This is a genomic window from Actinotalea lenta (assembly GCF_030586465.1).
GTDB lineage: Bacteria > Actinomycetota > Actinomycetes > Actinomycetales > Cellulomonadaceae > Actinotalea > Actinotalea lenta.
In genome coordinates, this window is record NZ_JAUQYP010000001.1 from 820,732 (window position 1) to 847,299 (window position 26,568).

Genomic DNA, 26,568 nt, shown 5'->3' on the forward strand with positions numbered 1-26,568 from the left:
CGACGCCGAGGGCCCTTCGACCATGTGGACGGTGGGGGAGCGCCCGGGCTCTCGGAACAGGGTTCGGCCGAGAAGAGGCGATCGAGGGGGTCAGCGCCAACCGAGCGCGGGTGCGACGTGCTCCAGGATCGACTCGAGGACGTGCGCGTTGTAGTCGACGCCCAGCTGGTTGGGGACGGTGAGCAGCAGGGTGTCGGCCGCGGCGACGGCCTCGTCGGCTCGCAGCTGTTCGACCAGCACGTCGGGTTCGGCCGCGTACGACCGCCCGAAGATCGCGCGGGTCTGCTCGTCGATCATGCCGATCTGGTCGCGGTCCTCGTCGCTGCGGCCGAAGTACAGCCGGTCGCGGTCGTCGGTCAGGGCGAAGATGCTGCGGCTGACCGACACGCGCGGCTCGCGCTCGTGCCCGGCCTCGGCCCAGGCGTCGCGGAATGCCTGGATCTGCTCGGCCTGCTGGACGTGGAACGGCTTGCCGGACTCGTCGAACTTGAGTGTGGAGCTCTGCAGGTTCATGCCCAGGCGGGCGGCCCACTGCGCCGTCGCGTTGGTTGCCGACCCCCACCAGATCCGGTCCCGCAGTCCCTCGGAGTGCGGCTCGAGGCGCAGCAGGCCGGGCGGGTTGGGGAACATCGGGCGCGGGCTGGGCTCGGCGAAGCCCTCGCCGCGCAGCAGCTCGAGGAGGCGCTCGGCCCTCTCCCGCGCCATGTCCGCGTCCGACTCCCCCGTGGGAGGGAGGTGACCGAAGTAGCGGTAGCCGTCGACCACCTGCTCCGGTGAGCCACGGCTGATGCCGAGCTGGAGCCGGCCGCCCGCGATCAGGTCAGCGGCCCCGGCGTCCTCCGCCATGTACAGCGGGTTCTCGTAGCGCATGTCGATCACCGCGGTGCCGATCTCGATGCGGCTCGTGCGTGCACCGACGGCGGCCAGGAGCGGGAACGGTGAGGCCAGCTGCCGGGCGAAGTGGTGCACCCGGAAGTACGCGCCGTCGGCCCCCAGCTCTTCGGCGGCCACCGCCAGCTCGATGGACTGCGTCAGCGCGTCCGACGCGGTGCGGGTGCGCGACGCCGCGGACGGCGTCCAGTGCCCGAAGGACAGGAATCCGATGCGCTTCACGTCCCGTACAACACCCGCATCGGCGGGGGATTCCCGTGCGGGGCGCGGGGTGCCTCGCACCGCCGCTGCCGAGAGGCGCACCTGCAGTCGACCGGTGTGCCTGCGGGTGCACCGTTCGACTGCAGGTACACCCGCCGGCCGTGGGTCGGTGGGGCGGGGGTCGGCGGTGCGGTGTGCCGAGCGGCTCCGGTTGCCGGCCCGGCGCCTGTGACGGAGTGTTGGCTGATGGACGCGCTGTCCCTGCTGGACTGGCGGCGGAGCGTCGCGTCGTTGTACGCCGAGGTGCGCGCGACGGCGGAGCCCGCCGATGGGCACGCGCTCTGGTGCGCGGGGCGTGAGACGCTCCTGCGTGATCACCCGCAGTCGCCGGTCCCGACCGCCGCGAGGGCCGAATTCCGGCTCCGCACCTGGCCCTACGACCCCGCCTACCGCTTCGTCGTGCCCGTGTTGGCGACCGCGGACGAGGTGCGGTCGGTCAGCACACCGACGGACGGGCTGGTCAGCCAGGACCGCGTCGGGCGCGTGCAGCTGGGGGACCTCGGCGGCCTCGACGTGTGGTGGTTGGCGGTGTACGGCGGCGGGGTCTTCGTGCCGCTGCGCGACGCGACGTCGGGCGACACCACCTACGGGGGTGGGCGCTACGTGCTGGACACCGCCAAGGGCGCGGACCTCGGCGGTGGCCGGCGGGACCTGGTGATCGACCTGAACTTCGCCTACCCGCCGTCCTGCGCGTACGACCCGGCGTGGGTGTGCCCGCTGCCGGGTGCCGGGAACCGGCTCGATGCCGCCGTTCCGGTGGGTGAGCAGGTCCAGTCCTGACCGTCCGGGACGTTCGGTCCAAACGTCCCATGATTTCGCGGTGCGGCTCCTGCACAGTGGAGACATGGCCGATCTCCAGGGCGCACCGATCGTCACCCTCGACGTGCCCGTCGTGGGCGGGTCGAGCGTGCGGGCGACCTCGGGTACCGCGGGGTTGGCGTCCGCCGAGCTGGACCGGTCCGAGCGGTTCGCGCAGATGCGCGCCGGTGAGCTCGGCTCCGTGCACTCGTGGGAGCTGGTCACCGCGGTTGACGGCCCGGGGACCCGCCTCACCGCGTTCCTGTCCGGCTGCCCGCTGCGCTGCTTGTACTGCCACAACCCCGACACGATGGAGATGCGTCGGGGCGAGCCGGTCACGGCGACCGAGGTGCTCGCGCGGCTGAAGCGGTACGCGGGGGTGCTCCGGGCCACCAAGGGCGGCCTGACGGTGTCCGGCGGTGAGCCGCTCATGCAGCCGGCGTTCACGGCGAGGCTGCTCCGCGGCGCCAAGGAGCTGGGGCTGCACACGGCGGTCGACACGTCCGGGTTCCTGGGTGCGCACGTCAGCGACGAGATGCTGGCCGACATCGACCTGGTGCTCCTGGACGTGAAGTCCGGCATCCCGGAGACGTACCGCCGGGTGACCGGGCGCGAGCTGGCGCCGACGCTCGAGTTCGGCCGCCGTCTCGCGGAGTCGGGCACCGAGATCTGGATCCGGTTCGTCCTGGTCCCCGGGCTCACCGACGACGAGGCGAACGTCGAGGCGGTCGCCGAGTATGCCGCGAGCCTGTCCAGCGTGACGCGCGTCGAGGTGCTCCCGTTCCACCAGATGGGCCGCGACAAGTGGGCGTCGCTGGGGCTGACCTATGAGCTGGAGGGTGTCCAGCCCCCAACCCCGGAGCTCGTCGAGCGCGTCCGTGCCCAGTTCCGCTGCCACGCCCTCCAGGTCTACTGACTCCTCCCCTGAGCCTGATCAAGGAACTCAAGCCCACCACACACGGTGATCAAGGAAGTCGTGTTCACCAGCCTGCGGGAAGTGGGCACGAATTCCTTGATCACGCGGGGTGGGGATGGGTCAGGGGGTGGGGATGTTGAACCGGTGGCGCACGGCAGCGACGCGCTCCGGGCTGAGCTGGCGCTCACCGTCGATCTGGCGGGTCAGCACGGTGATCTGCGCGCTGTACTCGAGACGCTCCATCGCCAGGTACGCCGTCATGAGGTCCGGCCCCCAGGTCAGCGCACCGTGGTGCTCCAGGAGGCAACCGGTGTGGGTGCGCACGAACGGCGCGATCGAGTCCGGCACCTCCTGGGTCGACGGCGTGGCGTAGGGCGCGAGCGGCACCTCGGGCATCGCCACGACGCTCTCCGGCATCATCAGGCCGGTCAGCGCCTCGCCCTTGATCGCAAAGGCGGTCGCGTACAGGGGGTGGGCGTGCACCACGGCGCCCACCCCCGGGTCCTCCAGGTAGGCCCGCAGGTGCATGAGCACCTCGGACGACGGGCGCAGGCTGCCGCGCAGGGTCGTCCCGTCGAGTGCGACGACCGGGAGCATGTCCGCGGTCATGAAGCCCTTGGAGACGCCGGTCGGGGTGCACAGCACCGACCCGTCGGTCAGCCGGACGGACACGTTGCCGTCGTTGGCCGACACCAGCCCGCGCTCCCACATCGCCCGGCCGACCCGGACGACCTGCTCGCGCAGCTCCTCCTCCGTGCTCCCGGTCGTCGCAGCCATCAGTCCTGCTTCCCGCCGGACAGGTCCGCGTACATCTCGGTCGCCTCAGCGGGCGAGGCGCCGTCGTGCACGACGGCACGGACGGCCTGGATCATCGCCGTCGGGTCCTGGCGCTGGAAGATGTTGCGGCCCATGTCGACGCCGGAGGCGCCCTGGTCCACGGCACGCCACGCCATCGTCAGGGCGTCGGCCACCGGGAGCTTCTTGCCGCCGGCCATGATCACCGGGACAGGGCAGCCGGCCGTGACGTCGGAGAAGTCCTCCTCGCAGTAGTACGTCTTGACGATCTGCGCACCGAGCTCGGCGATGATCCGGGTGGCCAGGCCCAGGTACCGGGCGTCGCGCGTGAGCTCGCGGCCGACCGCGGTCACGCCGACCACCGGGATGCCGGTGGCCAGGCCCTGGTCGACCAGTCGGGTCATGTTGTGCACCGACTGCGTCTCGTTCTCGCCGCCGATGAACACCTGGACCGCGACCGCCGCCGCGTCGATCCGCACGGCGTCTGCCATGTCCATGGCGATCCGCTCGTTCGAGAGCTCCTTGAGGATCGACGGGCCGCCGGACGCGCGCAGCACGAGGGCGTTCGGGCTGGCCGCGGGCACCACGGTGCGGATGATGCCGCGCGTGGCCATCAGCGCATCGGCCCAGGGCGCGAGCGGCACGACGTTGAGGTCGACGCGCTCCAGGCCCCGCGTCGGGCCCTGGAAGTAGCCGTGGTCGAAGGCGAGCATCACGGTGCGGCCGGCGGGGGAGAAGATCCGCCCGAGGCGGTGCCGCATGCCGAAGTCGAGCTGGTCGCTCCCCTTGACGGGCGAGGCGGGGACGGTCTGAGGGGTGCCGAGGCCGAAGTCCTTGGCGGCGACGGTGCTGTCGAGATCAGCCATCTCGAGTCCTTTCTGCGGCGACGTGCCGCCGGCTGGTCGCCGGCTGCGCCGGCAGGGGGGTGGGCCGTTCCCGGCCCCGGGGTGTCAGGCGGGTGGGACAGGTGCAGGCTCGCCGGGGGTCCACGGCACGGTGACGGTGTCGCCCGGGCTCGCCGGCGACTTGATGAAGAGGCAGCGGAAGGGCGCGTCGGAGTCGTTGACCAGGTAGTGCATCTCGCCGGGCACGCAGCGGAACACGGTCTCCGTGGTCATGTCGTGGCGGGTGGCCGCGTCCACCCACAGGCTCGCGCGCCCTTCCAGGACCACGAACGACTCGTCGCAGTGCCGGTGCAGGTGGTTGGGCATCGCATCACCCGGGCCCAGGCGCAGGACACCCAGGTCGCTGCTCGGGGTCTGGATGAGGTACGCCGGCCCCCAGTCTCCGTTGCGGTAGTCGGGGGCGGCCATCGAGGCTTCGTGCACGGTTTCCTCCGTCGGGTGGGTGGGCGCGGGCGGACGGGGGTCAGATCACCCGCTCGTTGCCGCCGTCGATGGGCACCTGGGCGCCGGTGGTGCAGCGGAACGTGTCGTCGGCCATCGCGACCACGAGCCGGCCGACGTCCGCGCTGGTCACCTCGGCGTGCAGCATGTTGCGGCGCTTGTACTCCTCGACCGACATGCCGTAGTGCTCGGCGCGCGCGGCCAGCAGCTCCGGCGTCCACAGACCGGTGTCGAACACGGCGTCCGGGTGGAGCATGTTGACGCGGATGCCGTCGCCCGCCCACTCGAGAGCCGCGACGCGCGAGAGCTGGGTCAAGGCGGCCTTCGAGGAGGAGTACGCGGCGGCCCCGGGCCCGGGGGCCGGCACGTTCTTGGATGCGATCACCACCACGCGGCCGCCCCGCGGCGCCAGGGCGAGCAGCGGGTGCGCGGCACCGTACAGGTACGCCACCGAGTCCACGTTGACGGCCATGGTGCGGCGCCAGGCACTCGGCTCGAGCTCGTCGAGGTGCGCGGCCCCGGGGAAGATCCCTGCTGCGACCACCAGGATGTCGAGGCCGCCGAACGCATCCACCCCGGCTGCCAGCGCCCCCCGGACGGCGTCCGGGTCGGTGACGTCCACCTGCAGGCCGAGCCACGCGGGGCCGTCGAACGTCGTCGCGACATCGGGCGAGAGGTCCCAGCCGACCACGCTCGTGCCGGCGTCCAGCAGGGCCGCTGCTGCCGCCCGGCCGATGCCCGAGGCCGCACCGGTGACCACGGCCACCGTTCCGGCCAGCGGCCCCGCCGGGCGGGAGCGGTGGAGCTTGGCCTGCTGGAGCGACCAGTACTCGAGGTCGAAGACGTGCTCGGCGGACAGCTCGCGGTACCCGCCGAGCCGGGTGGCCGCCGCGATGGTGTCCATGGTGTGGCGGTATATCGCCTGGGTCGCGCGCGCCTCGGCCGCGGTTCGACCCGCGGTGATCATGCCGAGCGCAGGGTCGAGCACGACGCGCGGAGCGGGGTCCAGGGGTGTGACCGTGATCCCGCTCCGGGCGGCGTGCTCGTCGACGTACTCGCGGTAGGCCGCGGCGTATCCCGCCAGGTCGTCACCGACCAGCGGGAGGCGCTTGGTCCACAGCACGTGGTCGGGCGTGAGGAGCCCGTGCCGGGTCGCGTCCACCAGCTCGGGGGTGGCGAGGAACCGGCGGACGTGCTCGTCCGCGCTGCGCGTGAGCACCATCGGTCGCCCGGCCACGGCGCAGAGCTCGGACCGGAGGCGTGCCACCGCCACCGGATCCACGGCGGGGGCGGGCGGGGTGGGGACCTCGGGCAGCGCCGGGGCAGCGGCGAGGTGCGCGTCGGCGAGTGCGAGCAGGGCGGTGTGCCGCTCGAGGGCCTGTGCCGGGTCGTCCCCGAACGCGAAGATGCCGTGGTCGAGCACGACGATCCCCTCGGTGCCGTCGTGCGCCTGCTCCTGCCATGCCTCTTGGCAGGCGGCGGCCAGCGCCTGGCCCGGCTGGGCGTACGGCACCACGACGACGCGGTCGCCGTAGAGCCGCTCGACGAGGGCCCGGCCGTCGGGGCTGTGCGTGAGCGCGAGGATCGCGTCCGCGTGCGAGTGCAGGACGCAGGTGTGCGGCACCAGGGCGTGCACGAGGGTCTCGACGGACGGGTCGGGTGCCCCGGCGTCCACGCTCGCGCAGCGCAGCTCGTTGGCCAGCTCGAGGTCGGTGATCTCGGTCGGCGGCAGGAGCGCACGCAGCCGCGCCAGGCGCAGTGGTGCGAAGCCCTCGGGGCCGATTCCCGCCAGGTCGTGCCCGGAGCCCTTGATCCACAGCAGCTCCTGCGGCGCACCCGTGAGGTCCGCGGTGGTGGTCTTCACCGAGGTGTTGCCACCCCCGTGCAGCACGAGCCTCGGATCGGAGCCGAGCGTCCGCGAGACGTGGACCAGCGCGTCCAGGAGTTGTGAGGTGGCATCATCACCACGGCCGCGCATGCTGCACCTTCCTGACAACATCCGATGAGTTGTCAGACAACGTAGCAGCAGATCGCCTGACGTCAAGGGCCCAGCAGGGCCGCGCGGCTGAGATCAGCCTCGTCGGACGATGGTGAACGAGTAGCGGCCCTCGATGAAGTACGTCCGTGAGTACAGCAGGAGGGCGTCCGCCTTGTCGTAGTGCTTCTGCACGAGCAGCACGAAGAGGTTGTGCGTCGCGGCCTCCGCACCCCAGCCGACGTGGTTCGACGTCACCGCGTGGATCTCGGCGACGCCATGGTCGGGCGAGATCCCGAGCCTGCCGCGGAAGAAGCCGAAGATCGAGCCGTCCAAGGTCTGCGGATCGAATCCCTCGGGCAGCACCGCCATCGGCATGAGGTCGTAGGAGTAGGCGACGACCTCGCCGTCGGCCAGGATCGTGCGACGGATCTCCAGGGCCTGCGTGTCGACCGGAACACCCATCTGAGCAGCCTCTTCAGGCAGCACGGGGCGCACGACGCGGCTCGCGTAGACCATGCCGGGCTCACGACCGGTCGCGCGGATGGACTCGGTGATCGAGTCCATCCGCTCCAGGCCCGCACGGATCGCCGGGGGAGCGGCGACGAAGGTGCCCACGCCGTGCTGCGTGCGCACCATCCCGAGGGCCTCGAGCTCGCGCAGCGCGGCGCGCACCGTGGGTCGCGAGACCCGGAACTCGGCGCTGAGCTCGGTCTCGGTGGGCAGGCGGGAGCCGGGCGGCAGGTCGCCGGCGGCGAGTCGGCTGCGCAGGTCCTCTGCGACCCGCGTCACCAGGGTGCCGGTGCGCGCCATGGAGTCCTCCTCGGAGCGGTCCGGGCGGGCCCTCGTCCGCTTGCGCACAGGCTACAGGCGGAGGCCCCCGAGAGGTGACAGTTCGGTCACGGTTGATTGACAACCTATCCGGTACGGCCCTAGCGTGCCACCAGTTGTCGGACAACGTAGTTCGAAGGAGTCCTCGTGGTCCTCGCAGTGGAATGGCTCGACTCGCCGCGGCCGATGATCCGTCTGATCGACCAGACCCGGCTGCCCGAGGCCGAGGTCATGCTCGAGGTGACGACCGTGGACGCGCTCGTCGACGCGATCAGCACCCTCGCGGTCCGCGGCGCGCCGGCACTCGGAGCGGTCGGCGCCCTGGGCGTCGTCGTCGCGATGCTCCAGGCCGAGACCGAAGGATGGGACGAGGCGACGCTCGCCGCACAGGTCGACCGCGTGCGGGACGCGCGCCCCACCGCGGTCAACCTCGCCTGGGGGGTCGACCGGGTCCGGCCCGCGATCCCGATGGGCGTGGCCGCGGTGCTCGCGGAGGCACGCGCCCTCATCGCCGAGGACGGCGCCGCCAACCGCGAGCTCTCGCGCCTGGGCGCGGACTGGATCCTCGCCCGCACCGGCAAGGAGCGCGTGCGTGTGGTCACGCACTGCAACACGGGCGCGCTGGCGACCACCGCCTGGGGCACGGCGTACGGCATCATCCACGAGCTGCACGACCGCGGCGCCCTGGAGATGGTCTATGCCGACGAGACGCGGCCGCTGCTCCAGGGTGCCCGGTTGACCAGCTGGGAGCTGACCCAGGACGGGATCGACCACGTCGTCCAGGTCGACGGCGCGGCCTCCAGCACGATCCTGCGGGGCCTGGTCGACGTCGCGATCATCGGCGCCGACCGGATCACCGCCAACGGCGACACCGCCAACAAGGTCGGTTCGGTCGCCCTCGCGCTGGCGTGCCGGCGGGCGGGCATCCCGTTCGTCGTCGCCGCACCCTTCTCCACGGTCGACCTGGGCACCCCGACCGGTGCCGAGATCGTGATCGAGGAGCGTGACCCCACCGAGGTCACGGCCTTTGGTGGGCGCCGCACGGCCCCGCCCGAGGCGATCGGGTTCAACCCCGCCTTCGACGTCACGCCGCACGACCTCATCAGCGCGGTCGTCACCGAGCGCGGCGTCGTCGAGCCGGCCACCACCCCCCATCCGGAGCTGCTCGCGCGGATCGCGGGCTGACCGACCAACACGTGCGGCACCGTCGCCGCGCGAGGAGAGGAGCACCATGAGGAACAGCAAGGTCCTGATGGCGGCGATCACCGGGGCGTCGTTGCTCGCACTGGCCGCCTGCAGCCAGGGCACCGCCAGCGACCCGACCTCCGCGTCGTCGAGCACGACAGACCAGGGCACCACCACCCAGGTCAGCGCGGACGCACCCCCGCCCTTCGACGGTCCCGTGCGCATCGCGATCGTCCAGCAGAGCGGACAGGGCGACTACTTCCAGCAGTACCTCAACGGCACGCGCCAGCAGGCCAAGGCTCTGGACGTCAAGCTCGACGTGTACGACGCCCAGGGTGACAACGCGACCCAGGCGAGCCAGCTCGACCAGGCGATCGCGTCGGGCGTGGACGGCATCATCGTGCGCCACGGGTACCCGGACACCCTGTGCCCGGGCGTGAACGCCGCGATCCAGAAGGGCATCCCCGTCGTGATCTACGACGTGGAGATCCAGTCCTGCGCACCCGACGCCGTGCAGACGCAGCAGTCGGACAAGGACATGGCCGGCCTCGTGCTCGACCAGATGCTCAAGGACATCGGCAAGGACCAGAAGGTCGGATACGTCAACGTCGCGGGGATCGCGCCGCTCGACCGACGTGACAAGGTGTGGCGCGCCGCGCTCGAGGCGAACAACTGGCAGCAGATGTTCTACACCGGTTCGTTCACCAACTCCACGGCGACCGACACCGCTCCGATGGTCTCCAGCGCCCTGAAGTCGCACCCCGACGTCGTGGCGATCTACGCGCCCTACGACGAGTTCACGAAGGGCACGCTCTCGGCCCTCGAGCAGAACCCGGACATCGCGAGCGGCATCAAGGTGTACGGCGCGGACATCTCCACCGCGGACATCGAGCTGATGACGGCCGACGGGAGCCAGTGGGTGGCCACCGGTGCCACCGACCCGAACGCCATCGGCGCGGCCGTGACTCGGACGCTCTTCCTTCACATGGCGGGCGAGCTGCCGAAGGGTGCGACGGTGGACTTCCCGCCGATCCTGGTCACCCAGGACTTCCTGCGGAAGAACAACATCAAGAACATGGACGACCTCCGAGCGGCTGAGCCGGCCCTGAACATCTCCGATGTCTCCGGCGCCGACTGGATCCCGTCGGTCACGTTCTGACCAGACTGCCGTGGCGGGTGGCGCACACGCCCCCTGCACGTCACCCGCCACGGCACCCCAACGAGGAAGGGAGCACCGGTGGACCCCGACCCCGGTGACCGCCACGCGTCGACCGTGCAGCTGACCGCCGGACCCCTGGCGTGCGAGCTCGACGGCATCACCATGTCGTTCGGCACGAACGAGGTCCTCAAGGGCGTGACCCTCGGGCTCGCGCAGGGCCACGTCACCGCTCTGCTCGGTGCGAACGGCGCCGGCAAGTCGACGTTGATCAAAGTGCTCTCGGGGGTCTACCCGGAGCACGGTGGCGAGGTCCGGGTCGCGGGCCACCCCGTCCGCATGGAGTCCCCGCTCGCGGCGGCACGGCACGGCATCCAGACCGTGCACCAGCGGATCGACGAGAACATCGTGCCCGGGCTGACGGTCGCGGAGAACCTCGTCTTCGAGGAGATCGTGCGCGGCGAGGTCCCCAGGGTCCGGTCGCTGCGCAGGCTGCTGCCCCGGGCGCGCGAGATCGCGCAGACCCTCGGGCTGGACTGGCCGGACTCCGTCCTGACCCGCGACGTGTTCGAGCTCGGCATCGCCGACTCGCAGATGCTGCTGCTGGCCCGCGCGCTGGTCCAACGGCCCAAGGTCCTCGTGCTCGACGAGCCGACCTCGACGTTGTCAGCGGGCGAGGTGGACCGGCTCTTCGCCCTGGTCCGACGCCTGCGCGACGACGGTGTCGCCGTCCTCTACGTCACCCACCGGCTGAGCGAGGTCGCCGCGCTGGCCGACGACATCGTGGTCCTGCGGGACGGAGCGATCTCGGCAGCCCAGCAGCGGCCGTTCGACATGGAGCAGGCGATCCGTTCGATGCTCGGTGAGAGTCTCGCCACACATCACGACCTCGTCGAGCAGCGCGGCGATGTGACCGCCGTGGAGCTGCGGGGCGTCCAGCTGCTCAAGCGGTCGGAGCCCATCGACCTGGACCTGCGCTACGGGGAGGTCACGGGCATCGTCGGGCTCATCGGCTCGGGCAAGTCCGAGATGGCGCGAGGCGTCTTCGGCGCCGACCCGTTGCGCGCCGGGACGATGACGCTCGACGGCAAGCCGTACGCGCCGCGGCACACCTCGCACGCGGTGGGCGCCGGCGTCTACCTCGTGCCCGAGGACCGCGCGGCCGAGTCGATGCTTCCGGGCTGGTCGCTGACCTGGACCTCGACCCTGCCCTTCCTGCGGTCGGTCTCGACCTGGGGCCTGCTGCGGCGGGGTCGCGAACGCTCGACCGGCAGCGCGGTGCTCGAGGACTTCGGCGTCGTCGCCACCGGTCCGAGCCAGCCGGTCGACGCACTGTCAGGTGGGAACCAGCAGAAGGTCGTCGTCGGCCGGTGGATGCACGCCGGTCCCCGCGTCCTGCTGCTGGACGAACCGTTCCGCGGGGTCGACATCGGCGCTCGAGGCGACATCTCGCGCCGCGCCCGCGCTCAAGCATCCGAGGGGGCGTGCGTCGTGGTCTTCTCCAGCGACGTCGAGGAGATCAGAGAGATCGCCGACCGGATCCTCGTGCTCGTCGAGGGACACATCAAGCTCGACGCGTACACCAGCGAGGTCGGCAACGACGCAATCGTGACCAGCATGTCGGAGGTGGCGTAGGTGACCGGACAGCTCAGAGAGACCACGACGTTGATGCGGATCCAGGACTGGGTCGTCAAGTACGGCTTCATCGGGGTCACGATCATCCTGTTCGTGTACTTCGCGGTCACCGAGCCCGCGTTCGCGACGTCGTCGTCGCTGTTCTCGATGCTGAAGTTCGCGTCGGTGACGGCGATCCTGGGCCTCGGGGTCACGTTCACGATGGTGGTCGGCGGCCTCGACCTCTCGATCGGCGCGACGGCCGGCCTCGCGGTCCAGCTGGCCGCCATGACGATGGTCTTCTACAACCTCACCGGCCCGACCGCCGTCGTGGCCGTCCTGCTCGGGGGCCTCGTGGTGGGGCTGCTGAACGCGTTGCTCATCGTGGTCTTCCGGATCCCCGACCTGCTCGCGACCCTCGGGATGATGTTCGTCATCCAAGGTGCCAAGCTCATCCCGGTGGATGGCCAGTCGGTCTCCTCGGGCATGGTGCTGCGGGACGGCTCGGTGGCACCGGGGAGCTTCACGCAGGACTTCCTGAAGATCGACCGGGGCTTCATCGGTCCTGTGCCGCTGCCGGTCGTCATCATGATCGCGCTGGTGGCGCTGTCCTGGTTCGTCCTGTCGCGCACCACGTGGGGCCGGCTCATGTACGCGGTCGGGGCCAACCCCGAGGCTGCACGTCTCGCCGGTGTCCGCGTGGGCTTCTACCACGGCCTGGCCTACGTGATCTCGGCCCTGCTCGCCTCGGTAGGTGGCCTGATCCTGGTGTCCCGGATCGGCCAGGGCGACGTCAACGCCGGCTCCTCGAGCCTGCTCGAGGCAGTCGCGGTCGCCCTGGTCGGCACCTCGGTGCTCGGGATGGGCAAGCCGAACGCGTGGGGGACCCTGCTCGGTGCGTTGCTCGTCGGAATCGTGCTGACCGGCCTCACCATGAAGGGCCTGCAGTACTACCACCAGGACACCGCCAAGGGCCTGGTCGTGATCGTGGCCCTGCTGTTCTCGTTCACCCTCTCGCGCAAGAAGCTGCGCTACACGCCAGCGACCTGACCCGCGACAGTCTCGAGGAGGAGTTGTTGATGGAGGCCGACTACCGGTTCCTCACCGTCGATGAGGTGCCCGGGTACCTCGCCTCGGTCCCTGCGCTCGCTGAGCGGATCGACGCAGGCCGGCTCGTGTCGGTCGGTGAGATCGGCGACGGCAACCTCAACCTGGTGTTCCTGGCCAAGGACGCCGACGGCCGGGGCGTCGTGGTCAAGCAGGCGCTGCCGTACGTCCGGATGGTCGGCGAGGGCTGGCCGATGACACCGGAGAGGGAGAAGCACGAGATCCAGTCGCTGCTCGCGCACCACGCCCTGGTACCCGAGCTCGTGGTAGAGGTGCTGCACCACGACGAGGGTCGGCACATCATCGGCATGGAGGACCTGTCCGACCACCAGGTGTGGCGCCACGCGCTCAACGACGGCGCGACGCACGACGGTGCGGCCGCAGCGGTAGGGCGCTACATCGGGGCGGTCGCCTTCGGAACCTCGGTGTTCGGGCTCGGGCGCCAGGAGCTGGCCGACGCGCAGGCGGCGGCGATCAACCCCGAGCTGTGCGAGATCACCGAGGACCTGGTGTTCACCGAGCCGTCGGTGGACGCCGGACGCAACGAGGTGCTCCCGGAGAACGAGCCCGACGCCGCAGCGCTGGCCGCGGACGACACCTTCGTGGACGCCATGGGGCGCGCGAAGTACGCGTTCATGACGCACGGCGAGGCGCTCATCCACGGCGACCTGCACACGGGCTCGGTCATGGTCCGTGCGCCGCAGGGCTCCACGGTGGCGGACAGCGTGAAGGTCTTCGACTCGGAGTTCGCGTTCTACGGTCCGGTCGCGTTCGACATCGGGGCCTCCTGGGCGAACTACGTCCTCGCCGCCTCCAGGGCGTTCGCGATGGGCGACGACGCCCGCGGGCAGTGGGCGCTGGGTCTGGTCGACCAGACCTGGCAGGCCTTCGAGGCCGAGTTCCGGACGCGGTGGCCCGAACGCGTCGACCCCCGCGTCTGGCGGGACTCGTTCCTGGAGGAGCGGATCGCCGCGTGGCGCGCCGAGGCGTGGGTGTTCGCCGCGGCCAAGATGTCGCGCCGGATCGTGGGAGCGGCGAAGGTCACGGACGTGCAGACCTTGCCCCCGGACCTGCGCGTCGGTGCGGCACGCGGCGTTCTCGCTGCGGCGCGCGCCGCGGTGCGGGTCTCGGGAGACAGGTCGGCCACCGCCTTCTCCGAGCTGTGCGGTGCCGAGCTGGTCCGCCACCGGACCGGGGGCTGAGCGGTGCTCAAGGGCATCGACCCCGTCATCGGCCCGGACCTGCTCGCGCTGCTCGCGCGGATGGGTCACGGCGATGTGCTCGCCGTGGTGGACCGCAACTATCCCGCTCATGCGGCGGGGGTGCCGGTCGTCGAGCTCGCCGTGGGCCTGCCGCGTGCGCTCGAGGCGGTGCTCTCCCTCATGCCCGTCGACGCGTTCCAGGAGCACCCGGTGCGGCACATGCTCACCGACGACGGTGAGGACGGTCCTGCGCTGGCCGACGTGCGCGCCGTGGTCGACCGGGCCGAGGGTCGCCCCGTGGGCGCGCGCGGCATCGACCGGCACGACTTCTACCCGGCCGCACGCGGCTGCGCGGGTGTGATCCGGACCGTCGAGGACAGGGCCTACGCCTGTGTGATGGTCGCCAAGGGCGTCCTGTGAGGCGAACGGCGATCCCGCACGGTGCGGGCAGTGTCCGGGCCGTCCGGGCTCACATCGTGCTCAGGGACGTGCTCCACACGCCGGCGGTGCCGATCAGCACGATCACGGCGATGATGCCGAGCAGCGCGAGCCCGATCCCGATGTAGCCCGTGACCAGGCCACCGGTGGCCATCCCCGACCCGCCCTCACCGGTCTGCTGGATCTGCTTCCTCGCCATGTGACCCATGATCACGGCGGCGATCGAGGCGAGCACCGGGAGGATGGTCAGACCGCAGACGCCCGCGACCAGGGAGGCGATCGCGAGCGAGTTGGTGCGCTGCTGCGAGGCGTAGTAGCCGGACTGCCCGTAAGCCTGCTGGTAGCCCTGCTGGCCGTACGGCTGCTGGCCGTACGGCTGCTGGGCGTACGGCTGCTGGGCGTACGGCTGCTGGGCGTAGGGCTGCTGGTAGGCCTGCTGCGGGTAGGGCTGCTGGTACCCCTGCTGCCCGTACGGCTGCTGGGGCTGCTGCTCGGGCTGCCCGTACGGCTGCTGGGGCTGCTGCTGGGGGTCCTGCCCTTCGTGGGGCGGGGTGGGCTGGCTCACGGGGTCCTCCGGTGCGGCGCTGGGATGAAGGATCCCCGCCAGCATCCCACAACGCCCCAGGTCGACCCGTGCCGTTCGGCCCCCCGATGACCTGTGCCGCCTCGCCGTATCACGGATGGTGACGTGACGCCGCGGGGTGCCCCGTCGTCGCTACCCTCGGACCGACTTCGCGCGCGCCGGCGCGAGGCTGGGTCCCACGCGAGGAGCGGGCGGATGGGCGTGATGAGCTGGACGCTGCACGGAACGGGTCGGTCGGTGTCGCCGGGGGCTGCTGTGGCCCCCGAGGAACGGCTGACGTGGCCGAGGACGATCGGCATCGGCATGCAGCACGTGGTGGCGATGTTCGGCGCCACCTTCATCGTCCCGGTGCTGACCGGCTTCCCGCCGGCGACGACGCTGTTCTTCTCGGCAGTCGGCACCGTGACCTTCCTGCTGATCACCCGCAACCGGCTCCCGAGCTACCTGGGATCGAGCTTCGCCTTCCTTGCGCCGATCGCCGCGGCGAAGGCCTCCGGAGGCCCCGCGGTGGCGCTGGGTGGTGTGCTGCTGACCGGTGTGCTGCTCGCGTTGATCGGCCTGGTCGTGACGCGGGTCGGGGTGCACTGGATCGAGGTCGTGATGCCTCCGGTCGTCACCGGCGCGATCGTGGCCCTCATCGGCCTGAACCTTGCGCCGGTGGCCTGGGGGAGCTGCGGCGACAGCGGTTGCACGGGCTTCCAGGCCTCTCCCGTGACCGCCCTGGTGACGCTCGCGTCGATCATTCTGGCCACCGTCCTGTTCCGGGGGATCCTCGGCCGTCTCGCGATCCTCCTGGGCGTCGTGGTCGGCTACGCGGTGGCCGCCGTGCGGGGTGAGGTGGACTTCTCGGCGATGCACGACGCGGCGTGGATCGGCTTCCCGAGCTTCATGGCCCCGCACTTCGACCTGGCTGTGCTCGGGCTCTTCGTCCCGGTGGTGTTCGTGCTCATCGCGGAGAACGTCGGCCACGTGAAGTCGGTCGCCGCGATGACCAACCGCGACCTCGACCCGATGATCGGCCGGGCGCTGCTCGCCGACGGCGTCGCGACCACGCTCGCCGGGGTCGGAGGTGGGTCGGGGACCACGACGTACGCCGAGAACATCGGTGTGATGGCCGCGACGCGGGTCTACTCGACCGCCGCGTACTGGGTGGCGGCGGCGACGGCCTTCGTGCTGAGCATGTCGCCCAAGTTCGGTGCGCTCGTCGCCTCGATCCCGGGCGGGGTCCTCGGCGGTGCGACGACCGTCCTCTACGGGATGATCGGGATCCTCGGCGCGCGGATCTGGGTGCAGAACAAGGTCGACTTCTCCGACCCGGTCAACCTGACGACGGCGGCCGTCGCGCTCATCGTCGGGATCGCGAACTACACCTGGGTCGCAGGGGACGTCCGGTTCGAGGGCATCGCGCTCGGCACGGCCGCCGCGATCGGCATCTACCACCTCATGCGCGTGCTGGCGCGCTGGCGTGGCACGCACGACGAGCCGGCCAGCCCGGCGTCGGTCCCCTCCGGTGCGGAGCTCGACAAGGTCTGAGCCGGGTAGCGCGGGGGTCGTGCGCGGGAGGCCCGGCGTTCGCGACGGACCTCCCGCAGGCGGCCGGTCAGCAGCGCGAGGTGCGCGATCAGCCTTGGTTCGACCCGTCGGTGGCCGTGTCCGACGGTGTGGCGCCGTCCGACGGGCTGCTGCCGGTGGGGCTCTGGGTCGGGCCCGGGACCGCGTCCGGGAGCGCGTCGTCCAGCGTGACGCACCCGGCGACGCCGACCAGTGGCGTGGTGGGGTCCAGGGCCACCTGGTCGGTGGGCACCATGCCCGCGAAGTCGACGCCGAGGACGAGGTCGACAGAGGCGTCCTGACGGGTGTCCAGCACGAGGCGGGGCTTGATGAGCTGCGCGGCGACCGTGTACGCGTTCGCGATGCCGGTCTCGCCGAACAGCACCTCCACCGGGACTGCGGGTGCGCTGCCCGGGTAGTCCGCGACGGTACCGATCGCGAACCCGCGTCCTGCGAGCACGTCGGCGGTCGTTCCCGCGAGGCCGTTGCGGGAGGACGCGTTGTAGACCGACACGGTGACCGAACCGTAGGCGGCCGGCAGAGCCCCCTGCGGCGGGCACGGCGGCGGCGGGAGCACGGGGCCGTTCGGGGCGGCGCTGGGGGTGACGAAGCTGCGGTCGAGGAAGCCGGGCTGGATCGAGTCGGTGTACACGGCCACGGCCCCGAGTGCCGCGACGGCAAGCCCTGCGATCAGGCTGCCGAACACCACGGCCTGGCGCTCGTGCTGGTGGCGGCGGCGCAACGCACGTGCGCGGTCCGGGTTCGTGGCCATCAGTCGTCCAGCACCAGGACGCGGGCATGCAGCACCGGGCGCTGCTGGAGCGCCGCGCGCACGGCGCGGTGCAGACCGTCCTCGAGGTACATGGTGCCCTTCCACTGGACGACGTGGGCGAACAGGTCCCCGTAGAACGTGGAGTCCTCGGACAGCAGCATGTCCAGGTCGAGGGTGCGCTTGGTGGTCACCAGGTCCTCCAGGCGGACCTGGCGAGGGGGGACCTCGGCCCACTGCTTGGGAGTGGTCAGACCGTGGTCCGGGTAGGGACGCCCGTCACCCACGGCCTGGAAGATCACACGGGGCAGTCTAGCCGCGAGCGCGGGGGACCCCCGCGGAGGCGACGAGCCCCGCGGTCGACCGGGAAGGGTCGGCGACCGCGGGGCTCGCGCTCGTGCGGCCCGAGGGCCGCAACGGGACTCAGCGGCAGGTGCACTGCTGGTGGCTGGGCACGCTCGCCATCACGGCGTCGACGTGCCGACCGCAGCCGGACCAGGTCACCTTGCCGCAGGACGAGCAACGCGCAGGGCTGCACATGGGGTGTCTCCTCACATGTCGAGGTCAGGGATGTCGTCGATCGGGTCTCGGCCGAAGGTGGCCATGTCGATCGAACGGACGTCGGCAATGAACTTCTCCAGGGCCCTGGGTGGCAACGCGTCCGCCGCGGTCTTCACCCGCTTCCCGTCACGGAAGGCCATCAGCGTGGGGATCGAGACGATCCCCAGCCCGATGGCCAGCTCCCGCTGGGAGTCGGTGTCCACCTTGCCGAACACGATGCCGTCGTGGCGCGCGGATGCCGTCGCGTAGACCGGGTCGAACATGTGGCACGGTGCGCACCACGGTGCCCAGAAGTCCACCAGAACGATCGGGTTGTCCCGGATCGTGCTGTCGAACGTCTCGGCGGTCAGGTCCACGGTGGGCATCCGACGCTCCTCGAGGGCTCGTGGTGAGCAATATACCCCGGGGGGTATGCGTCGTGCCAATTGGGACATCTCGTCGGCGCGCACCCCTGCGGTCACTGCCATCGTGCTCGACGGGTCGGCGCCCCACCAGGGTCCTAGGCCCGGGGTGCCCAGGTGCGCGCGCCGGCCCCGGTCACCAGGCGGGGTAGCGGTGCCGCCACGCGGGTGCCCGACGCTCGTCGAGCGCGGGGTGCTCCTGCACCTGGGAGAGCAGGTCCGTGGCCAGCTGGTCGGCGACGTGCGCCAGGTCCAGGCGGGAGATGGCGTCGACAGGCAGGAGCTCGGCGCCGTGCGCGGCACCCACCAGCGCACCGGTGACGGCCGCAGCTCCGGGCTGGCCCGTCTCGAGGGCCTCGCGCAGCGCCTTGCTCGCCTCGTGCCGGCCCGGGTGGGTCAGCACGCAGCGCAGCCCCTCGGCCACCGCGCGCAGTGCGGTGCGGGGGCCGGACGCGAGGCCCGCACGCGCCAGGTCGGTGGCCGGCAGCTGGGGCGCGAGCTGGTCGGCGAGCCCGCGCAGAGCGACCCGGGCTGAGATCACCTCGTCGCCGCGCGGCACCCCGGCGTACGTGGCGCTGAGCTCGGGCAGGTCCACCAGTGGCAGCGTCTGGCCCTCGGCGAGGGTACGGGCAGCGGTCCGGGTCAGTGCGACCGCCAGGACCTGGGCAGGCAGGCCGTGGCTGTACGCCGCGACGTCGCGGGCCGTGGCCGAGATCTGGGCTCCCAGGTCCGCGTCCCACGGACGGGACGCGGCAAGGAGCGCGACGGGGAGGGTCCGGGACAGCACCATGTCACCGGCGGAGTCGCCCGGTGAGCAGCCGGGACGCGGGTCGAGCCGGTCCAGGGCCAGCGCCTCCTCGACCCCCGGCGCGGAGCCGCGGCCGATGGCCAACGGCGCGACCTCGTTGAGCCAACCGTCCGGCCAGGGCTGTGGCATGGCGGCCTCGTGCCAGCGGCGCACGCCCGGGAGGTCGCGCATGCGGGTGCGCCACGCCCAGCGGGCGGTGGCGTGCCAGGTGCACTCGGGGATCTCGGACCGTCCGGTCAGGTCCTCGCGCACCAGGCCGCGCACGAGGCCCTCCACGCCGGCCAGGAACACCAGGCTCGGCGTCCCGGCCAGCAACGGGCCCGAGTCCGGCTCCGGTGCGCGGGCGAGGGCGTCGCCCAGGCAGTAGCCGAGCACGAGCCCGCGGGTTCGGCTCCGAATACTCACGGCCTAGATCGTGGCATGGTTCGTCGCCTAGGCCAATGGTCCTACGTACTGTGTCGAACGGGTGGGGCCCACGGCGGCGCCCGAGCACCCACCGGAACCGGTTTCTCATGCGGGAGCGGGAGCGGTCGATCGGCACTGCGGCGGCGGGGACGGTCCGCCCGGCCCAACGGGAGGCGTGCGTGCGTCGGCAACCAGGTCGAGAGATCCCGAGCGACGGCGTGGTCCTCACCCACCGACGCCTGCGCACCCTGGCGGGGACGAACGACGACCTCGAACTCGCCGCCGCAGACCTCACCGATGCGGTGGACCGCGTCGGCAGGTCCACCGGCGAGACCGCGTCGGCCGCGGAGCGTGCAGCGGGTGCGACCGCGCGGGTCGAGGGCGAGACCGCTGCGGTGGCGGGCGCCGCGGCCCAGATCTCCGCGGCGATGCGGGAGGTCGCGGACTCGGCGGCGCGAGCGACCGGAGTGACGGCGGAGGCGGCCGAGGTCACCGGGGACGTCCGAGCCTCGGTCGAGCGCCTCACTGCATCGACCTCCGAGATCGACAGTGTCGTGCGCACGGTCAGCGGCATCTCCGACCAGACCCGGATGCTCGCGTTGAACGCGACCATCGAGGCCGCCCGCGCTGGTGCGGCAGGTCGAGGCTTCGCCGTGGTCGCCGAGGAGGTCAAGAACCTCGCGGCGCTCACGAGCGAGGCCACCACCCGGATCGCCGACCAGCTGGCAGCCCTGGCGACGGACTCGGCGGGCGTGCGGGCGGCGGCGGAGCGGATCGACGGCGTGCTCAGCAGGGTCGACGCCCTGCAGCAGACCATCGCCGCGGCGGTGGAGGAGCAGACCGCAGCGATCGCGGAGATCACCAGAGCCGCGTCCGAGGCGGCCGATGCGGCGGGTGAGCTGGACGGGGCCGTGACCACCACGGCGCGCGCCGCGGCGGCGGCCGCGTCCGCGGTCGAACGGTCCCGTGCCTGGCTGGAGCGGGTAGGGCGAGTTCTGGACCAGCAGCGCGAGATCGTCGCAGGGCTCGACACGGAGCTCGAGGTGCATCCCCTTCGGGCCGCGATCTCTGCCCACGGCGGGTGGAAGCGTGCGTTGCGCGCTGCGATCGAGACCGGGCGGCCCCCGGCGGGGATCGACCGGGCCCGCGCCGCGCGCTCCGACGCCTGCGCGTTCGGTCAGTGGTTGGGTCGTGGCGACGGAGCAGCTCTGGATCCCGCACGGTCCGCGCGGGCCACGGCGCTGCACGCCGACTTCCACCGGCAGGCGGCACAGGTGCTCGAAGCGGCACTGTCCGGCGCGACGGAGCACGCACGCGACCTCTTCTGCGACGACGAGGGCTACTCCGGGACCGCGATAGCGCTCACGGATCTGCTCGTCGGCTGGCTGGGCGAGGTCGAGGCGGCCGAGGGCTGAACCCGGTGCGAGGCAGGCTCAGCCCTGCGAGAGCCGGTCCAGCGCGAGACCGGCGAGCAGCGCGGCCGCGCGGGGCAGCACGGCCTCGTCGAAGGTTGCCAGCGCCGAGTGGTTGTAGGCCGCGGTGAGCGGGTCCTGGCCGGGCGGCGTCGCCCCCAGGATCAGGTAGCTGCCGGGCACCTCGTGCAGGACGTAGGAGAAGTCCTCGGCACCGGCGACCGGGTCCGCCATCGCCTCCCACCCGTCCGGTCCGAACATCTCGACCGCGACCCGCTCCGCACGCTCCGTCTCAGCGGGGTCGTTGTCCGTGGTCGGGTACCCGGACTCCCATTCCACCTCCGCGGTGAGCCCGTGGGCCGCGGCGACGTGCTCCACCACGCGCCGCAGCCGCGCCTCGATCTCGCCGTGCGTGGCGGGCGAGAAGGTGCGCACCGTGGCGTCCAGGTGGGCGGTCGCCGGGATGATGTTGTCCTTCGTGCCGGCCCAGATCTTGCCCACGGTCACCACCACCGGGTCGAAGATCGAGAACTGCCGGGTCACGGCACTCTGCAGCGCCAGCACGATCTCCGCGGCGACCGGCACCGGGTCGAGGGCCGCGTGCGGCGCCGAGCCGTGGCCACCCCGTCCGTGCACCGTGACGTGCAGCGTGTCCACGGCGGCGAACTCGGTCCCGGCCCGGCCCGTGACGATCCCCGAGGACACCTGCCCGGAGAACACGTGCAGCCCGTAGGCCGCGACGACGCGTTCGCCCGCGGCGTCGAGCACGCCTTCCTCGATCATGAGGCGCGCCCCGTGACGGCCCTCCTCGCCGGGCTGGAACATGAGGACCACGGACCCCGGGATCTCCTCCCGCCGCGCCGCCAGGAGCCGCGCGGCACCCACCAGGCCCGCCATGTGCAGGTCGTGGCCGCACGCGTGCATCACGCCCTCGTGCTCCGATCGCACCGGCTCGGCCGACTGCTCGGTCACCGGCAGGGCGTCCATGTCCGCACGCAGCAGCACGGCCGGCCCCGGCCGGCCGCCACGCAGCACCGCCGTCACCGAGCTCAGCGCCTCCCCGGTGCTGACCTCCAGCCCCAGACCCTCGAGCGCCTCGAGCAGCACCTCCCGGGTGCGAGGCAGCTCGAGGCCGATCTCCGGGATCCGGTGCCAGCGTCGGCGGAGCTCGACCAGCTCGTCCCACATCGCGCGGGCGTCGTCGAAGAGGTCGGACGGGACGGCCATGGTGCGGCTCCTGGGAAGGTGGGACGGCTCGTCCGCAGGCTACCGGGCGCCGGCGCCACCACCGGCCACCGCGCGGTCGTCAGTCGTCCTGCTCGCCGTCGGAGTCGCCGGACACCTGAGGGCTCGGCACGCCGTCGACGCAGCGCGCCACCACGACCGTGTCGTGACCCTCCCGGTGCAGCTCGACGTCCACGGTCTGCGGGCCGGCGGACCGCGCCTCCACCGTCCAGCCGTCCCAGGGAGTCGCGCCGACCAGGCGGATGCTCACCCCCTGGCACGCGGCGACGACGGTACCGCCGGTCACGTTCCAGGTCCGGGTGACCTCCGCCGGTGGGGGTGGCTGCGTCGAGGGCCGCGTGGCCGGCGGGGCGCTGGCCGGCGGCACCGAGGGCGAGGCGGACGGGGGAGCGCTCGACGGCGTGCCGGAGGCCGCGGGGGGCGTGCTCGCCGTCGGCGTGCCGGGCTTCGTCGGCTCGCCGACGCCTGGTGTGGGCGACGGGGCGGCGACGCCGGCCGTGGTGCGCGCGGACACCAGGGCTGCGTGCACCTCGGCCTCGCTGAGGACCCCGGTGCGCTGGGTGCCGGAGTCCAGGACCGCGACCGCGCGCCAGGCCACGGTCCCCGTCAGCACCGCAGCGCCGAGCCAGGACAGCGCCACGATCATGCCCACCCGGCGGCGGGACGTGCGCGGAGCCTCCATGCCTCCATGGTGGCGCACCGGCGCGGTGCGGACCTCAAGGGACGGTTAAGGCCCGCACAAGTTCGGGCGGGCGACGGAACCGGTTCGGGCGGGGCGTCCGCGTGGGGCCGAGCCGGTGGCCTACGGTCGACGCGTGGCCGACGTGCTCATCATCGAGGACGACGCGACGATCCGGACCGCTCTGGTGCGTGCCCTGACGGCGCGCGAGCACTCGACCATGACCTCACCCTCCGCGCTGGACGGCCTGCAGAGCCTCGTCGACCACCGTCCCGACGTGGTGCTCCTCGACCTCGGCCTGCCGGACCTGGACGGTGGCGCGCTGCTGGCGATGATCCGCGCCGTGTCGGACGTACCCGTGATCGTGATCTCGGCGCGGGACGACGGCGGGCAGATCATCGGCCTGCTGGACGCCGGGGCCGACGACTACCTGGTCAAGCCGTTCGCCGCGGACCAGCTCGAGGCCCGCATCCGCGCGGTGCTCCGCCGCGTAGCGCCCGAACGTGCGTCCGGCCCGCTCCTGGTGGGCGGGCTCGAGGTCGACGTGCGCGCCCGGGTCGCCCGGCTGGACGGCGCGGACCTGGAGCTCAGCCCGAAGGAGTTCGACCTGCTCGCCTACCTGGCCGAGCGTCCGGGGGAGGTCGTCGCCAAGCGAGAGCTGCTCGCCAAGGTCTGGAACCAGCCGTACGGCGGCGCGGACAAGACCGTCGACGTGCACCTGCACTGGCTGCGGCGCAAGCTCGGCGAGACCGCCGAGGACCCGGTCTACCTGCACCGGGTCCGTGGCGTCGGGGTCAAGCTGGTGCCCCCCGCATGAGGCGGCTCCTGGTCCGCTACGGCCTGGCCATGACATCGGTGGTCCTGGTCGCCTTCCTGGTGCCGCTCGGTCTGCTCGCCCGGTCGCTCGCCGAGCAGCGTGCCCTCGCCGAGGCACGCCAGGACGCCCAGTCCCTGGCCATGTTCATCGGGTCGACGACGGACGAGTCGCGGTTGCGGGCCGAGCTGCTCGCGGTGAACCGTGACGAGCGCACCACGACGGTGTTCCTTCCGGACGGCCGAGTGCTGGGAGCCCCGGCCCCGCGCACCGAGTCCGTGGCGCTCGCCGAGCTCGGCCGGGCCTTGACGGCCCGGACGAGCGCCGGGGCGGAGGTGCTCGTGCCGGTCTCCGGGCCCGACGGGGTCGCCGTCGTGCGGACCGCGGTCCCGCAGGCACAGCTCACCCACGGGGTGGCGCAGGCCTGGCTCGTCCTGGCGGTGGTGGGCCTGGTGCTGCTGGCCGGCACCGCGTTCGCGGGTGACCGCATCGCGGCGCGGCTGTCCCGCTCCGTCCGGGACCTGGCCGGCGTCGCCGAGAAGCTCGGCGCCGGGGACCTCAGCGCACGGGTGACGCCGTCCGGGCCCCCGGAGGTCGCCTCGGTGGGAGCCGTGCTCAACGATCTGGGCGACCGGGTGGCCGGGCTGCTCGCCGACGAGCGCGCTCTGGTCGCGGACCTCTCGCACCGGTTGCGGACCCCGATCACGGCGCTCGAGCTGGACGTGGACTCGTTGGCGGACCCGGCCGAGCGCGAGCGCATGGCCGGTCACGTGACGGACCTGGTTGCTGCCGTCGACACGGTGATCCGTACCGCGCGCCAGCACGAGCGCCGCACGCCGCCGGACTGCGACGCCGCCGCCGTGGTGCGCGACCGTGCACGGTTCTGGGGGGTCCTGGCGATCGACCAGAGCCGTGAGATGCGGGTCGACGTGCCCCCGGATGCGGTCCCGGTCGGAGTCGACGCCGGGAGTCTGGGGGCGGCACTGGACGTGCTGGTCGACAACGTCTTCCAGCACACCCCGCCCGGCACCGGCTTCCGGCTCGAGGTCCACCGCCACGGCGCCGAGGCGGTCGTGGCGGTGAGCGACGAGGGGCCGGGCCTCGCCGATGCGACCCTCACCGAGCGCGGGTCGTCCGGCGTCGGCTCCACGGGCCTGGGACTGGATGTGGCTCGCCGCACCGCGGAGCGCGTCGGAGGGCACCTCGAGGTCGGCGTCCCGGCAGGTGGCCGAGGTGCCCGATTCGTCCTGATCCTGCCCGAGGCGGGTCCCGCGCAGGCTTAACCGAGGCTTAGCCGAGGCTTGCCGCCGGCCTCACGCGGCCTGCGGGAACGTCCCTACCGACGCACGAGCGAGAGGTAGGAGCACCATGAGCTGGAAGACCCGAACGGCGCTGGCCACCGGAGCAGGGATCACGCTGACCACCGCCGGTGTGCTGGCCGTCGCGTATGCCGCCACCCCGCCGCCTGCCGCTGCTCCCACGTCCACCCCGACGGAGGATCCCCGGGTGGACCAGCTGCAGCAGGCCGTGGACGGGCTGATGAGCCAGGTCGACGGTCTGCAGGCCGCGGTCGACGCGGGAGACGTGCCCGTGCCGACCCCCACGCCGACCCCGACCGACCTGGCCGTGCCGGACCCGGCTCCCACCGAGCCGATGCCGCCCGCGCCGAGCTCCGCGCCCTCGACGGCTCCCAGCACGCACGAGCGCGAGTCCGAGCACGAGGACTCCTACCAGTACGAGGACTCCTCCGAGCACGAGGGCTCGGGTGAGCACGAGGACGCCTACGGCGATGACTGATCCCGTCCGCCGGGGGCGGCGGCTCGCAGCCCTGGCCATGGTGCCGATCAGCGCCGGGGTGTTCGGCACGGGCGTGGCCTGGGCCGGCTCGCACGACCCGCTCGTCGCGACCACCCCGAGCCCGACGCCGTCGCCCACCGCGACCCCCGACCCGCGCGTCGACGCCCTCCTGGCGCAGGTGCAGGCAGCCCAGCAGCGCATCGCGACCCTCCAGGCGACGCTCGAGTCCAGGGCCGCTGCCGCCAAGGCGGCAGCCCAGGCGCAGGCCGACGCGCAGGCCGCCGCCGCGGCGGCCGCGGCCAAGGCTGCTGCGGCCGCGAAGGCCGCGACGGCGCGGAAGGCCGCCGCGCCCCAGCCCGCCGCGCCCAAGGCCGCGGCTCCGAAGCCGGCTCCGGCGCCCGCTCCAGCGCCCAAGACCCAGACCACGACCCGGGCCTCGGGTTGAGCACCGCCACCGCCCCGCGCACCCTGACCTCGACCTTCACGTCGATGGCCAGCCAGATCGAGTTGCGTGTCGTGGCGCCGCAGCCCGGTGCGGCTCGGGCGGTGGAACTGGCGGCGGACCGGATCCGGGCCGTCGCCCGGCACCTGACCAGGTTCGAGGAGACGTCCGCGCTGTCCCGCGCCAACGCGGCGCCGTCGGCCTGGCACGAGGTGCCGCGCGAGCTCGCGGCCGCCGTCGAGGAGGCGCGCCGTGCGTACCTGGAGACCGGCGGCCTGTTCGACCCGCGGGTGCTCGACGCACTCCTCGGGTGGGGGTACGACCGGACCTTCAGCCAGGTGCCGGGCGTCGACCCGGCCGCGTTGCCCTGCGACGTGGCCGGGTCCGACGCCCTCGCGTACCCGGTGCCGGACGACCCGTGGGAGCCCACGGTGCTACCCGGTCGCGACGGCTGGGGCCTGCTCCACCTGGGCGGAACGCCCATCGACCTCGGTGGGATCGGCAAGGGCCTGGCCGTGCGCTGGGCCACGGACGAGCTGCGGGGTGCGGGTTCGAGCGTGCTGGTGGACGCCGGCGGTGACGAGTG

29 protein-coding genes are annotated in these 26,568 nt (G+C 72.5%); 15 read left to right on the forward strand and 14 right to left on the reverse strand.

The window, feature by feature from the left end:
- Nucleotides 1-90 precede the first annotated feature (90 nt).
- Nucleotides 91-1,113: an LLM class flavin-dependent oxidoreductase gene (locus Q6348_RS03775; RefSeq protein WP_304599984.1), complete on the reverse strand. Its 1,023-nt coding sequence runs from the start codon at nucleotides 1,111-1,113 to the stop codon at nucleotides 91-93.
- 225 nt (nucleotides 1,114-1,338) lie between these two features.
- Here Q6348_RS03775 and Q6348_RS03780 point away from each other — a divergent pair, with 225 nt between their 5' ends.
- Nucleotides 1,339-1,932 carry a DUF1684 domain-containing protein gene (locus Q6348_RS03780; protein WP_304599985.1) on the forward strand — a complete coding sequence of 198 codons (594 nt, stop codon included), beginning with the start codon at nucleotides 1,339-1,341 and terminating at the stop codon, nucleotides 1,930-1,932.
- Nucleotides 1,933-1,996: 64 nt separating this feature from the next.
- Nucleotides 1,997-2,866, forward strand: a complete 870-nt coding sequence (gene pflA, locus Q6348_RS03785; RefSeq protein ID WP_304599986.1) for a pyruvate formate-lyase-activating protein — start codon at nucleotides 1,997-1,999, stop codon at nucleotides 2,864-2,866.
- 120 nt (nucleotides 2,867-2,986) lie between these two features.
- Here pflA and Q6348_RS03790 read toward each other — a convergent pair whose 3' ends face one another.
- From Q6348_RS03790 to Q6348_RS03810, 5 genes are all read right to left on the reverse strand, one after another.
- The gene (locus Q6348_RS03790; RefSeq protein WP_304599987.1) at nucleotides 2,987-3,643 is read right to left on the reverse strand and encodes a class II aldolase/adducin family protein; all 657 of its coding nucleotides are present in this window, start codon (nucleotides 3,641-3,643) and stop codon (nucleotides 2,987-2,989) included.
- Nucleotides 3,643-4,527 (reverse strand): 3-hydroxy-5-phosphonooxypentane-2,4-dione thiolase, encoded by an 885-nt coding sequence (lsrF, locus tag Q6348_RS03795; RefSeq protein WP_304599988.1) that lies wholly within the window; start codon nucleotides 4,525-4,527, stop codon nucleotides 3,643-3,645. Before lsrF ends, Q6348_RS03790 begins: the two co-directional genes overlap by 1 nt.
- A gap of 84 nt (nucleotides 4,528-4,611) precedes the next feature.
- Nucleotides 4,612-4,974: a cupin domain-containing protein gene (locus tag Q6348_RS03800; protein WP_304599989.1), complete on the reverse strand. Its 363-nt coding sequence runs from the start codon at nucleotides 4,972-4,974 to the stop codon at nucleotides 4,612-4,614.
- A 55-nt stretch (nucleotides 4,975-5,029) separates the two neighbouring features.
- The gene (locus Q6348_RS03805) at nucleotides 5,030-6,985 is read right to left on the reverse strand and encodes a bifunctional aldolase/short-chain dehydrogenase (protein WP_304599990.1); all 1,956 of its coding nucleotides are present in this window, start codon (nucleotides 6,983-6,985) and stop codon (nucleotides 5,030-5,032) included.
- Nucleotides 6,986-7,078: 93 nt separating this feature from the next.
- The gene (locus Q6348_RS03810; RefSeq protein WP_304599991.1) at nucleotides 7,079-7,795 is read right to left on the reverse strand and encodes a GntR family transcriptional regulator; all 717 of its coding nucleotides are present in this window, start codon (nucleotides 7,793-7,795) and stop codon (nucleotides 7,079-7,081) included.
- Between the two features lie 165 nt (nucleotides 7,796-7,960).
- Between Q6348_RS03810 and mtnA the strand changes: the two genes are divergently transcribed.
- The 6 genes from mtnA (at nucleotide 7,961) to Q6348_RS03840 (ending at nucleotide 14,497) form a co-directional block, all read left to right on the forward strand.
- The gene (gene mtnA, locus Q6348_RS03815) at nucleotides 7,961-8,998 is read left to right on the forward strand and encodes an S-methyl-5-thioribose-1-phosphate isomerase (protein ID WP_304599992.1); all 1,038 of its coding nucleotides are present in this window, start codon (nucleotides 7,961-7,963) and stop codon (nucleotides 8,996-8,998) included.
- Between the two features lie 46 nt (nucleotides 8,999-9,044).
- On the forward strand, nucleotides 9,045-10,157 hold the full coding sequence (locus tag Q6348_RS03820) for a substrate-binding domain-containing protein (RefSeq protein ID WP_304599993.1): 1,113 nt from the start codon (nucleotides 9,045-9,047) through the stop codon (nucleotides 10,155-10,157).
- Nucleotides 10,158-10,235: 78 nt separating this feature from the next.
- Entirely contained in the window at nucleotides 10,236-11,789 is a 1,554-nt protein-coding gene (locus Q6348_RS03825) for a sugar ABC transporter ATP-binding protein (RefSeq protein WP_304599994.1), read from the forward strand.
- Nucleotides 11,790-12,818 carry an ABC transporter permease gene (locus Q6348_RS03830; protein WP_304599995.1) on the forward strand — a complete coding sequence of 343 codons (1,029 nt, stop codon included), beginning with the start codon at nucleotides 11,790-11,792 and terminating at the stop codon, nucleotides 12,816-12,818.
- Nucleotides 12,819-12,847: 29 nt separating this feature from the next.
- Entirely contained in the window at nucleotides 12,848-14,077 is a 1,230-nt protein-coding gene (gene mtnK / locus Q6348_RS03835; protein WP_304599996.1) for an S-methyl-5-thioribose kinase, read from the forward strand.
- 3 nt (nucleotides 14,078-14,080) lie between these two features.
- A complete protein-coding gene (locus Q6348_RS03840; protein ID WP_304599997.1) occupies nucleotides 14,081-14,497 on the forward strand; it encodes an RbsD/FucU family protein in 417 nt (138 codons plus the stop codon).
- A gap of 49 nt (nucleotides 14,498-14,546) precedes the next feature.
- Here the strand turns inward: Q6348_RS03840 and Q6348_RS03845 are convergent, their stop codons facing one another.
- Nucleotides 14,547-15,080 carry a DUF4190 domain-containing protein gene (locus Q6348_RS03845; protein WP_304599998.1) on the reverse strand — a complete coding sequence of 178 codons (534 nt, stop codon included), beginning with the start codon at nucleotides 15,078-15,080 and terminating at the stop codon, nucleotides 14,547-14,549.
- Between the two features lie 213 nt (nucleotides 15,081-15,293).
- Here Q6348_RS03845 and Q6348_RS03850 point away from each other — a divergent pair, with 213 nt between their 5' ends.
- Nucleotides 15,294-16,631 carry a uracil-xanthine permease family protein gene (locus Q6348_RS03850; protein WP_304599999.1) on the forward strand — a complete coding sequence of 446 codons (1,338 nt, stop codon included), beginning with the start codon at nucleotides 15,294-15,296 and terminating at the stop codon, nucleotides 16,629-16,631.
- 88 nt (nucleotides 16,632-16,719) lie between these two features.
- Here Q6348_RS03850 and Q6348_RS03855 read toward each other — a convergent pair whose 3' ends face one another.
- The 5 genes from Q6348_RS03855 to Q6348_RS03870 form a co-directional block, all read right to left on the reverse strand.
- On the reverse strand, nucleotides 16,720-17,421 hold the full coding sequence (locus Q6348_RS03855; protein WP_304600000.1) for a LytR C-terminal domain-containing protein: 702 nt from the start codon (nucleotides 17,419-17,421) through the stop codon (nucleotides 16,720-16,722).
- Nucleotides 17,421-17,720, reverse strand: a complete 300-nt coding sequence (locus Q6348_RS03860; RefSeq protein WP_304600001.1) for a type II toxin-antitoxin system VapB family antitoxin — start codon at nucleotides 17,718-17,720, stop codon at nucleotides 17,421-17,423. Before Q6348_RS03860 ends, Q6348_RS03855 begins: the two co-directional genes overlap by 1 nt.
- 121 nt (nucleotides 17,721-17,841) lie before the next feature.
- The gene (locus Q6348_RS15735) at nucleotides 17,842-17,958 is read right to left on the reverse strand and encodes a DUF8730 family Cys-rich protein (RefSeq protein ID WP_491535298.1); all 117 of its coding nucleotides are present in this window, start codon (nucleotides 17,956-17,958) and stop codon (nucleotides 17,842-17,844) included.
- 11 nt (nucleotides 17,959-17,969) lie between these two features.
- Complete coding sequence (locus Q6348_RS03865) at nucleotides 17,970-18,344, reverse strand: thioredoxin family protein (RefSeq protein ID WP_304600002.1); 375 nt, start codon at nucleotides 18,342-18,344, stop codon at nucleotides 17,970-17,972.
- A gap of 172 nt (nucleotides 18,345-18,516) precedes the next feature.
- Nucleotides 18,517-19,593, reverse strand: coding sequence for an ADP-ribosylglycohydrolase family protein (locus Q6348_RS03870; protein WP_304600003.1), 1,077 nt, complete (start codon nucleotides 19,591-19,593; stop codon nucleotides 18,517-18,519).
- Nucleotides 19,594-19,772: 179 nt separating this feature from the next.
- On the opposite strand from Q6348_RS03870, the gene Q6348_RS03875 reads away from it, so the two are divergent.
- Entirely contained in the window at nucleotides 19,773-21,008 is a 1,236-nt protein-coding gene (locus tag Q6348_RS03875) for a methyl-accepting chemotaxis protein (RefSeq protein ID WP_304600004.1), read from the forward strand.
- A gap of 18 nt (nucleotides 21,009-21,026) precedes the next feature.
- On the opposite strand, the gene Q6348_RS03880 is transcribed toward Q6348_RS03875, so the two are convergent.
- Nucleotides 21,027-22,232, reverse strand: a complete 1,206-nt coding sequence (locus Q6348_RS03880) for a M20 metallopeptidase family protein (RefSeq protein ID WP_304600005.1) — start codon at nucleotides 22,230-22,232, stop codon at nucleotides 21,027-21,029.
- Between the two features lie 79 nt (nucleotides 22,233-22,311).
- The gene (locus tag Q6348_RS03885; RefSeq protein WP_304600006.1) at nucleotides 22,312-22,932 is read right to left on the reverse strand and encodes a hypothetical protein; all 621 of its coding nucleotides are present in this window, start codon (nucleotides 22,930-22,932) and stop codon (nucleotides 22,312-22,314) included.
- A 133-nt stretch (nucleotides 22,933-23,065) separates the two neighbouring features.
- Here Q6348_RS03885 and Q6348_RS03890 point away from each other — a divergent pair, with 133 nt between their 5' ends.
- The 5 genes from Q6348_RS03890 to Q6348_RS03910 all read left to right on the forward strand — a co-directional run.
- The gene (locus Q6348_RS03890) at nucleotides 23,066-23,746 is read left to right on the forward strand and encodes a response regulator transcription factor (RefSeq protein WP_304600007.1); all 681 of its coding nucleotides are present in this window, start codon (nucleotides 23,066-23,068) and stop codon (nucleotides 23,744-23,746) included.
- A complete protein-coding gene (locus tag Q6348_RS03895; protein ID WP_304600008.1) occupies nucleotides 23,743-25,026 on the forward strand; it encodes a HAMP domain-containing sensor histidine kinase in 1,284 nt (427 codons plus the stop codon). The genes Q6348_RS03890 and Q6348_RS03895 overlap by 4 nt, the downstream gene beginning before the upstream one ends.
- 85 nt (nucleotides 25,027-25,111) lie before the next feature.
- Entirely contained in the window at nucleotides 25,112-25,540 is a 429-nt protein-coding gene (locus Q6348_RS03900; protein WP_304600009.1) for a hypothetical protein, read from the forward strand.
- The gene (locus tag Q6348_RS03905; protein ID WP_304600010.1) at nucleotides 25,533-25,985 is read left to right on the forward strand and encodes a hypothetical protein; all 453 of its coding nucleotides are present in this window, start codon (nucleotides 25,533-25,535) and stop codon (nucleotides 25,983-25,985) included. The genes Q6348_RS03900 and Q6348_RS03905 overlap by 8 nt, the downstream gene beginning before the upstream one ends.
- 44 nt (nucleotides 25,986-26,029) lie before the next feature.
- Nucleotides 26,030-26,568: FAD:protein FMN transferase (locus Q6348_RS03910; RefSeq protein WP_304600011.1), on the forward strand; the 539-nt coding region annotated here is incomplete at its 3' end.

Bases quoted from the DNA above. Each gene is read 5' to 3' on its own strand.
- pflA (WP_304599986.1), top strand. From the start codon at position 1,997: ATGGCCGATCTCCAGGGCGCACCGATCGTCACCCTCGACGTGCCCGTC.
- Q6348_RS03810 (WP_304599991.1), bottom strand. From the start codon at position 7,795: ATGGCGCGCACCGGCACCCTGGTGACGCGGGTCGCAGAGGACCTGCGC.
- lsrF (WP_304599988.1), bottom strand. From the start codon at position 4,527: ATGGCTGATCTCGACAGCACCGTCGCCGCCAAGGACTTCGGCCTCGGC.
- mtnK (WP_304599996.1), top strand. From the start codon at position 12,848: ATGGAGGCCGACTACCGGTTCCTCACCGTCGATGAGGTGCCCGGGTAC.
- Q6348_RS03905 (WP_304600010.1), top strand. From the start codon at position 25,533: ATGACTGATCCCGTCCGCCGGGGGCGGCGGCTCGCAGCCCTGGCCATG.
- Q6348_RS03885 (WP_304600006.1), bottom strand. From the start codon at position 22,932: ATGGAGGCTCCGCGCACGTCCCGCCGCCGGGTGGGCATGATCGTGGCG.
- Q6348_RS03900 (WP_304600009.1), top strand. From the start codon at position 25,112: ATGAGCTGGAAGACCCGAACGGCGCTGGCCACCGGAGCAGGGATCACG.
- Q6348_RS03805 (WP_304599990.1), bottom strand. From the start codon at position 6,985: ATGCGCGGCCGTGGTGATGATGCCACCTCACAACTCCTGGACGCGCTG.
- Q6348_RS03855 (WP_304600000.1), bottom strand. From the start codon at position 17,421: ATGGCCACGAACCCGGACCGCGCACGTGCGTTGCGCCGCCGCCACCAG.
- Q6348_RS03895 (WP_304600008.1), top strand. From the start codon at position 23,743: ATGAGGCGGCTCCTGGTCCGCTACGGCCTGGCCATGACATCGGTGGTC.
- Q6348_RS03800 (WP_304599989.1), bottom strand. From the start codon at position 4,974: ATGGCCGCCCCCGACTACCGCAACGGAGACTGGGGGCCGGCGTACCTC.
- Q6348_RS03820 (WP_304599993.1), top strand. From the start codon at position 9,045: ATGAGGAACAGCAAGGTCCTGATGGCGGCGATCACCGGGGCGTCGTTG.
- Q6348_RS03850 (WP_304599999.1), top strand. From the start codon at position 15,294: ATGGGCGTGATGAGCTGGACGCTGCACGGAACGGGTCGGTCGGTGTCG.
- Q6348_RS15735 (WP_491535298.1), bottom strand. From the start codon at position 17,958: ATGTGCAGCCCTGCGCGTTGCTCGTCCTGCGGCAAGGTGACCTGGTCC.
- Q6348_RS03865 (WP_304600002.1), bottom strand. From the start codon at position 18,344: ATGCCCACCGTGGACCTGACCGCCGAGACGTTCGACAGCACGATCCGG.
- Q6348_RS03780 (WP_304599985.1), top strand. From the start codon at position 1,339: ATGGACGCGCTGTCCCTGCTGGACTGGCGGCGGAGCGTCGCGTCGTTG.
- Q6348_RS03790 (WP_304599987.1), bottom strand. From the start codon at position 3,643: ATGGCTGCGACGACCGGGAGCACGGAGGAGGAGCTGCGCGAGCAGGTC.
- Q6348_RS03880 (WP_304600005.1), bottom strand. From the start codon at position 22,232: ATGGCCGTCCCGTCCGACCTCTTCGACGACGCCCGCGCGATGTGGGAC.